Origin of the sequence: Streptomyces sp. NBC_01232 (genome assembly GCF_035989885.1) — a bacterium.
Lineage (GTDB): Bacteria > Actinomycetota > Actinomycetes > Streptomycetales > Streptomycetaceae > Streptomyces.
In genome coordinates this window covers 6632164-6643580 of the sequence record NZ_CP108518.1, presented here as the reverse complement: position 1 = coordinate 6643580, position 11417 = coordinate 6632164, and the positions used below count along the sequence as shown (strand labels likewise).

General features: G+C 72.9%; 9 protein-coding genes and 1 pseudogene. 6 read left to right on the top strand and 4 right to left on the bottom strand.

Translation table 11 applies throughout. From position 1 onward, the window contains the following. Positions 1-195 precede the first annotated feature (195 nt). From OG444_RS30605 to OG444_RS30595, 3 genes are all read left to right on the top strand, one after another. Positions 196-1680: an AlkA N-terminal domain-containing protein gene (locus OG444_RS30605; RefSeq protein WP_327265230.1), complete on the top strand. Its 1485-nt coding sequence runs from the start codon at positions 196-198 to the stop codon at positions 1678-1680. Positions 1681-1692: 12 nt separating this feature from the next. Further along, positions 1693-2202, top strand: a complete 510-nt coding sequence (locus OG444_RS30600; protein ID WP_327265229.1) for a methylated-DNA--[protein]-cysteine S-methyltransferase — start codon at positions 1693-1695, stop codon at positions 2200-2202. A gap of 68 nt (positions 2203-2270) precedes the next feature. After that, on the top strand, positions 2271-2660 hold the full coding sequence (locus tag OG444_RS30595; RefSeq protein WP_327265228.1) for an SHOCT domain-containing protein: 390 nt from the start codon (positions 2271-2273) through the stop codon (positions 2658-2660). A 10-nt stretch (positions 2661-2670) separates the two neighbouring features. On the opposite strand, the gene OG444_RS30590 is transcribed toward OG444_RS30595, so the two are convergent. From OG444_RS30590 to OG444_RS30580, 3 genes and pseudogenes are all read right to left on the bottom strand, one after another. Continuing rightward, a complete protein-coding gene (locus OG444_RS30590; RefSeq protein WP_327265227.1) occupies positions 2671-3099 on the bottom strand; it encodes a hypothetical protein in 429 nt (142 codons plus the stop codon). 35 nt (positions 3100-3134) lie between these two features. After that, the gene (locus tag OG444_RS30585) at positions 3135-3635 is read right to left on the bottom strand and encodes an NUDIX hydrolase (RefSeq protein WP_327265226.1); all 501 of its coding nucleotides are present in this window, start codon (positions 3633-3635) and stop codon (positions 3135-3137) included. 18 nt (positions 3636-3653) lie between these two features. Next, positions 3654-5375, bottom strand: a pseudogene (locus tag OG444_RS30580) (BCCT family transporter). 143 nt (positions 5376-5518) lie between these two features. Between OG444_RS30580 and OG444_RS30575 the strand changes: the two are divergent. Then, positions 5519-6667 carry a glycerate kinase gene (locus OG444_RS30575; RefSeq protein ID WP_327265225.1) on the top strand — a complete coding sequence of 383 codons (1149 nt, stop codon included), beginning with the start codon at positions 5519-5521 and terminating at the stop codon, positions 6665-6667. Between the two features lie 261 nt (positions 6668-6928). Here OG444_RS30575 and OG444_RS30570 read toward each other — a convergent pair whose 3' ends face one another. Then, positions 6929-7507: a cysteine hydrolase family protein gene (locus tag OG444_RS30570; RefSeq protein WP_327265224.1), complete on the bottom strand. Its 579-nt coding sequence runs from the start codon at positions 7505-7507 to the stop codon at positions 6929-6931. Between the two features lie 105 nt (positions 7508-7612). On the opposite strand from OG444_RS30570, the gene OG444_RS30565 reads away from it, so the two are divergent. Both OG444_RS30565 and OG444_RS30560 read left to right on the top strand, forming a co-directional pair. After that, positions 7613-8608, top strand: coding sequence for a GlxA family transcriptional regulator (locus tag OG444_RS30565; RefSeq protein WP_327265223.1), 996 nt, complete (start codon positions 7613-7615; stop codon positions 8606-8608). After that, positions 8605-11403, top strand: coding sequence for a SpoIIE family protein phosphatase (locus tag OG444_RS30560; RefSeq protein ID WP_327265222.1), 2799 nt, complete (start codon positions 8605-8607; stop codon positions 11401-11403). The genes OG444_RS30565 and OG444_RS30560 overlap by 4 nt, the downstream gene beginning before the upstream one ends. The last annotated feature ends 14 nt before the right edge of the window (positions 11404-11417 follow it).

The following is an 11417-nucleotide window of genomic DNA, read 5'->3' as shown; positions in this document are numbered from 1 at the left end:
CGTGATGTGTTGGCCCTCACCGCGGAGCACGTTCCGGCTCCCCGGGGGGCCACAAATCATGCCTACCCCGGACGGCCCCCGCCCCGCCGCCGGACACGGCCCCGCCCGGACCCCCCGCCGGGCACCCGGCCCGGACGTAGCCTTGATGTCGGAAAACCGCCAGCCGGCGGTGCGTCGACCCCGGATCCTGGAGCCATGCACACCGACACCGAGCGCTGCGTAAGGGCCGTGCAGTCGAAGGACGCCCGCTTCGACGGCTGGTTCTTCACCGCCGTTCTGACCACCCGGATCTACTGCCGGCCCAGCTGCCCCGCCGTGCCGCCGAAGGTCGCGAACATGACCTTCCTGCCCAGCGCCGCCGCCTGCCAGCAGGCAGGGTTCAGGGCCTGCAAGCGGTGCCGGCCCGACACGAGCCCCGGCTCGCCCGAGTGGAACGCACGGGCCGATGCCGTGGCCCGCGCCATGCGGCTGATCCGGGACGGGGTCGTGGACCGGGAGGGCGTGCCGGGCCTGGCGACCAGGCTGGGATACTCCGCCCGCCAGGTCGAGCGGCAGCTCAACGCCGAGCTGGGGGCCGGGCCGCTCGCCCTGGCAAGGGCCCAGCGCGCCCAGACCGCCCGGCTGCTCATCGAGACCTCCGAGCTGCCCATGGGCGATGTGGCCTTCGCCTCCGGGTTCTCCTCCATCCGGACCTTCAACGACACGGTCCGCGAGGTCTTCGCCCTGTCCCCCAGCGAGCTGCGGGTGCGGGCCGTGAAGGCCAGCCGCAACAAGAACGCCCCGCCCAGGATCCCCGGGACGATAAGCCTGCGGCTGCCGTTCCGGGCCCCGCTGAACCCCGACAACCTCTTCGGGCACCTCGCCGCGACCGCGGTCCCGGGGGTCGAGGAGTGGCGTGACGGCGCCTACCGCCGCACCCTGCGCCTGCCGTACGGCACCGGCGTGGTCGCTCTGACCCCGCAGCCCGACCACATCGGCTGCCGCCTCGCCCTGACCGACCTGCGCGACCTCACCATCGCCATCAGCCGCTGCCGCTGGATGCTCGATCTGGACGCCGACCCGGAGGCGGTCGACGAGCAGCTGCGCCGCGACCCGCTGCTGGCCCCGCTCGTGGACAAGGCTCCCGGGCGCCGGGTTCCCCGTACGGTCGACGCGGCGGAGTTCGCCGTACGGGCGGTGCTGGGGCAGCAGGTGTCCACCGCGGCCGCCCGCACGCACGCCTCCCGGCTGGTCACCGCGTACGGCGAGCGGGTGGAGGACCCGCTGGGCGGGCTGACCCACCTCTTCCCCTCCCCGCAGGCGCTCACTGAACTGGACCCGGATGCGCTGGCCCTGCCGCGCAGCCGGCGCGCCACGCTCACCACCCTGGTCTCGGCCCTCGCCGACGGCTCGCTGCCCCTCGGCTTCGACAGTGACTGGGACGGCGCGCGGGCGCAGCTGTCGGCGCTGCCCGGCTTCGGCCCCTGGACCACCGAGGTGATCGCGATGCGGGCGCTCGGCGACCCGGACGCGTTCCTTCCGTCCGATCTGGGGGTCCGGCGGGCGGCGCAGGGGCTCGGGCTGCCGTCCACGCCCTCGGCGCTGACCGCGCGGGCGGCCGCGTGGCGGCCGTGGCGTGCGTACGCCGTCCAGTACCTGTGGGCCACGGACGCCCACCCCATCAACCACCTGCCCGCCTGAGGAGCACCAGCGATGCGATCCACCATGAACGCCGCCAAGCGGCACACCGTCGTCGACAGCCCGTACGGCCCGCTGACGCTGGTCGCCACGGACGGGGTCCTCAGCGGCCTGTACATGACCGGGCAGCGCCACCGGCCCGCCGAGGAGTCCTTCGGAGAGCGGGTGGACGCCGCCGAGGAGCCGTTCCCCGAAGTGGTGCGCCAGCTGGACTCGTACTTCGCCGGGGAGCTCACCGAGTTCGACCTCCCGCTCCGCCTGGAGGGCACCGATTTCCAGCGCAGCGTCTGGGACCAGCTCGTACGGATCCCGTACGGCAAGACCTGGTCGTACGGGGAGCTCGCGGCCAGGCTGGGCAAGCCCAACGCCTCGCGCGCGGTGGGTCTGGCGAACGGGAAGAACCCGGTGGGAATCATCGTGCCCTGCCACCGCGTGATCGGCGCGTCGGGCGGGATGACGGGCTACGGCGGCGGGGTGGACCGCAAGGTGCGCCTGCTGGCCTTCGAGTCCGGTGAGGGTGCCTGAGCGCTCCGCATGCGGACCTCATGAAGCGGTTGTATCAATGAGATACCGCTACATGATCGGAGTCGGGCATGGACGACTATCCGCTTCTCAACATCTTCTGGACGATGCTGTACCTGTTCCTGTGGATCATGTGGTTCTTCCTGCTCTTCAAGATCATCACGGATATCTTCCGTGACCACAGCCTCGGCGGCTGGGGGAAGGCGGGATGGCTGATCTTCGTACTCCTGCTGCCCTTCCTCGGCGTGTTCGTCTACCTGATCGCCCGGGGCAAGAGCATGGGCGAACGCGACCTGAAGCAGGTCCAGGAGAACGAGGCCGCCTTCCGGGACTACGTCCAGAAGACGGCGGGCTCCGGCGGCGGCAGTGCGGACGAGCTGCACAAACTGTCCGCGCTCAAGGACAAGGGCGACATCACGCAGGAGGAGTTCGACCGCGCCAAGGCCAAGCTCCTGGCCTGACCCCGCGGGGTCAGACGACGAGGAGCGGGACGAGCAGCGCGAAGGCGGCGCCCGCCTCCACGGCGTAGCTGTACAGCGAGGGGTGCTGGACCGGGGCGGCGAGCAGGACCACGCTCTGCTGGGCGGCGGCGGCCGCCACCCAGTCGGCGTCAGCGCCGAGGTTGCCCTGGTACCAGCCCTCGCAGGAGCCGGGTCCGGTGACGGCGAGGAGGTCGTCCTCGCGGCGGTAGAAGGCCTGCCAGCCGGCGGCCGGTGCGGACCAGGCCTCGAAATCGGTGAACTGCGCCCAGCCGCCCTCGCGTATCGCGGTGTCGAACATCCAGACCGGGGTTCCCTCCGGGGTCACCTCACCGCCGGCCTGCTGGTCGGTGGTGAAGTGCACCATGGGGAGGGCGTCGGGCCCGTCGGCGGTGCTGGGCCACGCGTACATCGTGATCATCTGCTGATTCTGTCCTGGTCGAAGTAAGCCCGGTGTTACGGGGCGGCCGGGCGCCGGCCGTTCTCCAGTTCCGCCGTTCCCTCGCCCGACTGCAGGATCCGGTACGCCTCCTGGGTGCGCAGTCCGAGCGATCCGAGCAGGTACGTGGTGAGTTCGGCCGGCTCGACCAGCCGCCAGGAGATCAGTTCGTCCTCCTGGAGCACGATCGAGGCGAGCTGGGCGTCGTCGAGCACACCCCCGTCGTAGACGTACGCGACCACCGGCGGGCGGCCGGTGCCCAGCACCCAGTCCACGGCGAGGAGGCGGCCCAGCGGCAGGTCGAGGCCGATCTCCTCGGCGCTCTCGCGACGGGCGGCGGCGCGCGGTGACTCGCCCTGGTCCGACTCGATGGTGCCGCCCGGCAGGGCCCAGCCCTCGCGGTAGTTGGGCTCGACAAGCAGGACCCGTCCGGCGGTGTCCCGGTAGAGCGCGGCCGCGCCGGCCAGCACCCGGGGCAGGCTCGCGATGTACGTGGCGTAGTCATCCGTGGTGGTCACCCGGCCACCCTACCGAGATCAGGGCCGCGACCCGCCGGTACCGTCCTCGCGGTCGCCTCCCCGGGACGCGGCGACGCGTCGCAGGCGGTGGTGTCCGGTCGTCCCCTGTTCGGTGAGGGCGTCTCCGACCATGGCCCGGACCGCGTCCCGCATGCCGTGCAGGGGGTGGTGGCGGGCGGGTCCGGCGCCGGGGTCCGTGCGGAGTTCCTTCACCAGGGCCCAGCAGAGCAGCAGCATGACGACGACGAAGGGCAGGGCGACCAGGATGGTGGCGGTCTGCAGCGACTTGAGGCCGCCCGCGACGAGCAGGACGGCGGCGACGGCGGCCATCAGCACGCCCCAGGTGACGACGAGCCAGGTGGGCGGGTTGAGGGAGCCGCGGCTGGTGAGCGAGCCCATCACCAGGGAGGCCGAGTCGGCGCTGGTGACGAAGTAGGTCATGACCAGGACCATGGCGACCCATGAGGTGACCGCGGAGAGCGGCAGGGCGTCCAGCATCGCGAAGAGCGAGGCCTCCGTACCGTCCTTGATCTTGACGGCGAAGTCCACGGCGCCGGTGGAGTCGAGGCGGATGGCGGTGCCGCCCATCACGCAGAACCAGATGACGGTGGCCCCGCTGGGGACGAGCAGCACGCCGATCAGGAACTCGCGGATGGTGCGGCCGCGCGAGATGCGGGCAATGAAGGTGCCGACGAACGGCGCCCAGGAGAGCCACCACGCCCAGTAGAAGATCGTCCACGCGCCCAGCCACTTGGAGTCGGTGAAGGCACCGGTGCGGCTGGCCATCGGCAGCAGTTCGTGCAGGTAGCCGCCGATGCTGGAGGGGATGCACGTCGAGGATGTAGACGGTGGGGCCGAGCACGAAGACGAAGAGCATCAGGACGGCGGCCAGCACGAGGTTGATGGTGCTGAGCCACTTCACGCCCTTGTGCAGGCCGGAGAAGGCGGAGAGGACGAAGGCCGCCGACAGGGAGCCGATGATGATCAGCTCCAGGGTGACGGAGTCCTCGACGCCGGTCGTGAGGTTCAGCCCCTTGGAGACCTGGAGCGCGCCGAGACCGAGGCTGGTGGCGGTGCCGAAGACCGTGGCGAACACCGCCAGCAGGTCGATGGCCCGGCCGGCCGGGCCGCCCGCCCGTTCCTCGCCGATCAGGGGGACGAAGGCGGAGCTGAGGCGGTTGCCGCGGCCCTTGCGGAAGGTCGCGTAGGCCAGGGCGAGGCCGGCGATGCCGTAGATCGCCCAGGGGGTGAGGGTCCAGTGGAAGAAGGAGTACTCCATGGCCGCGAGGGCGGCGGCGCCGGTGGCGGGGGCCGCCCCGGAGGCCGGGGGCGGGGCCAGGTAATGGGTGAGGGCTCCCCCACCCCGTAGAACATCAGGCCGATGCCCATGCCGGCGCTGAACATCATCGCGATCCACGCGAGGTTGGTGAACTCCGGCTCGGAGTCGTCGGCGCCGAGCCGGATCCGGCCGAAGCGGCTGATGGCGAGCACGACGCACATGACGAGGAAGACATCGGCTGCGATCACGAACAGCCAGGCGAAGTTGCCCAGCACCCAGGAGAGCGCGGTGCCCGAGGCGGTGTCGAAGGAGTCCTTGCCCAGTGCCGCCCAGGCGACGACGGCCAGCACGGCGATCACACCCACGGTGACGACGACGTGGTCGGGGGTGCCGTCCGCGGGACCGTCGGATCCGCCTCCGGGGGTGTCCGGACGTGGCTGTTCCAGGGATTCCGCGCTCATGCGGCCACACTATGCAGGCGTATATCCCGATTTAGGGGCATGCCGCGCCGGGTGTGGCCCAGGCCACTCATGGGCATAGGAGGATCCTCCGGATAAGCTCATGGCGGCGCGACTGCACTGTTCGATAGCAAGGGAATAGCAAGGTGACGGACGGAGCAGTAACTGAGACCGCGCGCGTGCTCATCGCCGCGGACAAATTCAAGGGCTCGCTCACGGCCGTTCAGGTCGCGGAGCGGGTCACGGCCGGACTCCGCAGGGCCGTACCGGACGTGGAGATCGAGACCCTCCCCGTCGCGGACGGCGGCGACGGAACGGTCGCGGCAGCCGTGGCAGCCGGCTTCGAACGCCGGGAGGTACGGGTCACCGGACCCCTCGGCGACCAGGTCACGGCCGCTTTCGCGCTGCGCGGAGGCACCGCGGTGGTCGAGATGGCGGAGGCCTCCGGGCTGCAGCTGCTGCCGGCCGGCACCTTCGCCGCGCTGACGGCGACCACGTACGGCTCGGGCGAGCTCCTCAAGGCCGCGCTGGACGCGGGCGCGCGCTCGATCGTCTTCGGCGTGGGCGGCAGCGCCACCACCGACGGCGGCGCCGGCATGCTGGCCGCGCTCGGTGCGGTGTTCCTGGATGCGAACGGCGAACCGGTCGGTCCGGGCGGTGGCGCGCTGGCCGAGCTGGCCTCGGCCGACCTGTCCGGCGTCGACCCGCGCTTCGCGGAGGTGGAGTTCGTCCTCGCGAGCGACGTGGACAACCCGCTGACCGGCCCGAAGGGCTGCGCGGCGGTCTACGGCCCGCAGAAGGGCGCTTCGCCCGAGGACGTGGCGACGCTCGACGCGGCGCTGGCGCACTTCGCGGTGGTGCTGGAGAAGTCGATCGGCGCGAAGGCCGCCGAGTGCGCGGTGCTGCCGGGTGCGGGTGGCGCGGGCGGCATCGGCTACGGAGCCCTGCTGCTCGGCGCGACGTTCCGTCCCGGCATCGAGCTGATGCTGGAGGTGCTGGGATTCGCCCCCGCGCTGGAGCGGGCCACGCTGGTCATCACCGGTGAGGGCTCCCTGGACGAGCAGACCCTGCACGGCAAGGCACCGGCGGGTGTCGCGGCCGCGGCGCGCGCCGCGGGCAAGCCGGTGGTGGCGGTCTGCGGCCGGCTGCTGCTGACCCAGGAGGCCCTGGAGGGGGCCGGTATCCGCAAGGCGTACCCGCTCACGGACCTGGAGCCCGACCCGGCCAGGTCCATCCCGAACGCGGGTCCCCTGCTGGAGCAGGTCGCGGCCAACATCGCCGCCGACGTGCTCTGACGCGGCCGCCACCTCCGAGGGCCCCGCCCCCACCACCCCGGGGCGGGGCCCTCACCTGTCCCGACCCCGCCGGGCGATCCGGCCTCGCCACATCCAGCCCCTCCGGCGTTTGAGCAGGGGGCACCTCCCAGCGGTAGCTGGGGGAGGGTCCGGGCAGAGCCCGGTGCCCGGCGGAGCCGGGTTTCCTGGGGCTCCGCCCCAGACCCCGCGCCTCAAACGCCGGCGAGGCTGGAATTGGCCCGGCCGAGGCTTCGGGCGGGGCTAGCCGAGGAGGTCGGCCGTGGTGATCACGCGGGCGAAGCCGCCGCCATCGAGGTTCACCGCGGTGGCGGTGGCGAGCTCGTCCGCCGTCAGGGCGAGGCCCGCCGGCCCGGCGAGGTCGAAGGTGTGGGTGGCGTCCAGCGGGACCAGCACGTCGAGGCCCAGGTTCCCCGCCATCCGCGCCGTGGTCTCGACGCACATGTTCGTCTGGATGCCGACCACCACCACCTGGCCGATGCCCCGGGCGGTGAGCCAGTCGGCCAGGTCCGGAGTGCCGTAGAAGGCGGAGTTCACGGTCTTGGTGATCACCAGCGCCCCCTCGCGCCGCTTCTCGACCAGGTCCTTGAAGCCGTACCCGGGGTGGTCCGGGGCCAGGACGGAGCCCGGCTGCACCGACGCGTGCTGCACGAGGACCACGGGGCGGCCGGCCGCCCGCCAGTCGTCCATCAGGGCGGCGATGTTGTCCTCCGCCGCCGGGTTGTTGCGCGGGCCCCAGAAGGACTCCTCGTCGAAGCCCTTCTGCACGTCGATGACCAGCAGGGCACTGTTGGGGGCGATCTCGATCGCGGTCGTCGTCATGGCTCCATGCTGTCCGCCGGGCCGCAGGCCCGACAGCGGCTGCGTGGCCCCGTACCGATGGGATCCTGCCAGGATGGCAGTCTGATCCCCTGGCACACTGGCCGCATGCGCCGCGTCGCGATCGTCGTCCAGCCCGGTATCCGCAGCTTCGACCTCGCCGTCATCACCGAGGTCTGGGGCCCGGACCGCAGCCGCGCCGGGGTGCCCGGCTTCGAGCTCCGCCGGTGCGCCGTGGAACCCGGTCCGATCCCGCTGCCCGGCGGGCTGACCCTGGCCCCCGACCGCGGGCTCGACTGGCTGGCCGCGGCGGACCTGGTCGTCGTACCGGCGCTGGCCGAGCCCGCCGACCCGACCCCCGAGCCGGTCCTCGCCGCCCTGCGCGAGGCGCACGGCCGGGGCGTGCCGATCGCCGCCCTGTGCGCCGGGGCGTTCATCCTGGCGGAGGCCGGTCTGCTGGACGGCCGCCGCGCGGTCACCCACTGGTGGCTGGCCCCCGAGCTCGCCGCCCGCTACCCGGGGATCCTGGTGGAGGAGGCCCCGCTCTACGTCGAGGACGGCGGGCTGTGGACCTCCGCCGGGGTGGCCTCCGGCATCGACCTGTGTCTGCACCTCGTGCGGCAGGCTCACGGCGCCGAGGCCGCCGCCGCCATCGCCCGCTCCATGGTGACGGGCCCCTTCCGCACCGGGGACCACGCCCAGTACCTGGACCGGCCCGTCCCTGCCGCGGACCGGACCGCCGAGGCACTGGCCGCCGTACGGGAGCGCGCCCTGCGCTCGCTGCACGAGCCCCTGTCGGTGGCCACCATGGCCGACTGGGCCGGGATGTCCCCGCGTTCCTTCGCCCGGCACTTCGCCGCCGCCACCGGCACCACCCCGCACCGGTGGCTGCTCGGACACCGTCTGGACGCCGCCCGCAAGCTGCTGGAACGCACCGATCATCCGGTGCCGGAGGTGGCCCGCCGGGCCGGTTTCGCCAGCGAGGTCACCTTCCGCCAGCACTTCACCTCCCACGTCGGCCTCGGTCCCCGGGCGTACCGTGCGGCCTCCTGTGCACCGGCAGCCGCACCAAACCCTCCGGACAGTGTTAGAAAGGGCTCATGACCGGACGTTTTGGTCGCCAGCCGACCGGGTGGGGTTCGCGCCTGCCCGCGCGCCCGGTCCGGTGGGCGCACAGCGTCGCGGGTCAGGTCTTCGCCCTCCAGGCGGTGATCGTGGTCCTGCTGATCGCCGCCGCCTCGGCGGCCCTGGTGCTGCAGGCCCAGTACGACAGCCTGCGCGACGCCCGCCACCGCTCGCTCGCGGCGGCGGAGGCCTTCTCGCACTCCCCCGGTATCGCGTCGGCGCTGAGGGCGGCGGATCCGACCGCCGTGCTGCAGCCGCTGGCCGAGGCCGCCCGCCGGGGCTCGGGCGTCGACTTCATCGCCGTGATGGACATCAAGGGGGTCCGCTACACCGACTCCCGGCCCGAGCTGATCGGACAACGGGCCACGGGCGACCTCAGCCGGGCCATCGCCGGGAAGGCCTTCACCGAGACCTTCACGGGCGAACCGAGCGACGCCGTCCGGGCGGTCGTGCCGGTACGGGACGCCGACGGCACGGTCGTCGGCCTGGTCGGCACCGGCATAGAGGTCGAGAACGTCGCCCAGGTGGTCGAGGGCCAGCTCCCGCTCCTGCTCGGCGCCGCCGCGGGCGCCCTGGTGCTCGGCACCGGCGGCGCCGCCCTGGTCAGCGGCCGGCTGCGGCGCCAGACCCGCGGCCTGGGCGCCGCCGAGATGACCCGGATCAACGAGCACCACGAGGCCGTGCTGCACGCCGTGCGCGAGGGCGTGGTCATCATCGACGCCGACCAGGGGCTCGTCCTGGCCAATGACGAGGCCCGCCGGCTCCTCGCCCTGCCGCCCGACGCCGAGGGCAGGTACGTCGCCGACCTCGGCCTCGACGAGCGCACCACCGAACTGCTCGTCTCCGGCCGGGTCGTGACCGACCACGTGCACCTGGCGGGCGACCGGCTGCTCGCGGTCAACGTACGGCCCACCAAGGAGTACCGGGGCATGCCCACGGGCAGCGTCGTGACCCTGCGCGATTCCACCGAGCTCGCCGCGCTCTCCGGCCGGGCCGAGGTGGCCCGCGGCCGGCTCCAGCTGCTGTACGACGCCGGTGTGCGGATCGGTACGACCCTGGACGTGGTGCGGACCGCGGAGGAGCTGTCGGAGGTCGCCGTCCCCCGGTTCGCGGACTTCGTCACGGTGGAGCTGCTGGAGCCGGTGCTGCACGGGGACGAGCCCTCGTCGGTCAACGGCGTCTACACGGAGATGCGCCGGGCGGCCATCACCGGCATCCGCCCCGACTCGCCGCTCCAGCCGGTCGGCGACATCATCCGCTTCGTGGTGCCGACGGCGCCGATGGCGGCTGCCCTGGACGCAGGGCACGCGGTGCTCGCGGCCGATCTGAACGCGGCCATGGGCTGGCGGGCCCAGGACTCCCAGGGCACCCGCGTGGCACTGGACTACGGGCTGCACTCGCTGATCTCCGTACCGCTCCGGGCCCGGGGCGTGGTCCTGGGCATGGCGAACTTCTGGCGGGCGGCCGACACCCCGGAGGCCTTCGACGAGGAGGACCGTTCCTTCGCGACCGAGCTGGGTGCGCGCGCGGCCGTGTCCATCGACAACGCCCGTCGCTTCACCCGTGAGCACGCGATGGCCGTGACGCTCCAGCGCAGTCTCCTGCCCCGGGTGCTGCCCGCCCAGAACGCCGTGGAGGTGGCCTACCGCTACCTGCCCGCGACGGCGGGGGTGGGCGGGGACTGGTTCGACGTGATCCCCCTGCCGGGCGGCCGCGTGGCCCTGGTCGTCGGCGACGTCGTCGGGCACGGGGTGCACGCGGCGGCCACCATGGGCCGGCTGCGGACCGCGGTGCACAACTTCTCCACCCTGGACCTGCCGCCCGACGAGCTGCTCGGGCACCTCGACGAGCTGATCAACCGGATCGACCAGAACGAGAGCGGGATCGGGAACGGGGAGGGGACGGACGAGGACCTCTCGGACGGGGTGTCCGAGCCGGCCGGGGTCACCGGCGCCACCTGCCTCTACGCGGTCTACGACCCGGTCGCCGGGCGGTGTCTGATGGCCAGCGCCGGTCACCCCGGGCCCGCGCTGATCCGGCCCGGCGGGGACGTCGAGTTCCCCGAGCTGCCGGCCGGGCTGCCACTGGGCGTCGGTGGCATGCCCTTCGAGGCCGCCGAGTTCACGCTCCCGGAGGGGAGCCGGCTGGTGCTGTTCACCGACGGCCTGGTGGAGGATCGCAACCGGGACTTCGACTCCGGTCTGCGGCTGCTGGGCGAGACCCTGGACCGGCCCGGCCGCAGCCCCGACGAGGCCTGTGCGGACGTGCTCGCCACGATGCTGTTCCCGGTGCCGAGCGACGACATCGCCCTGCTGATCGCCGACACCCGGCGGCTGGAGGCCGACCGGATCGCCGAGTGGGAGGTGCCCGGCGATCCCTCGGCCGTCTCGCGGGTGCGCAACGCGGGCGCGGCGCAGCTCGTCGCGTGGGGGCTGGAGGACATCTCCTTCACCACCGAGCTGATCCTCAGCGAGCTGATCACCAACGCCATCCGGTACGGGAGCGCGCCCGTGCGGGTCCGTCTGCTGCGCGACCGCAGCCTCATCTGCGAGGTCTCCGATGGCAGCAGCACCTCGCCGCACCTGCGGTACGCGGCCACCACCGACGAGGGCGGGCGCGGACTGTTCCTCGTCGCGCAGTACGCCGACCGGTGGGGCACCCGTTACACGGAGCGCGGCAAGGTCATCTGGGCCGAACTGCCGCTGACCGGGGGCCCTGAGCCGGAGGCCGCGGATCCGCTGGACCTGGACGCGCTGGAGGACCTGGCCTGGTGAGCCGGTCCGCAGGT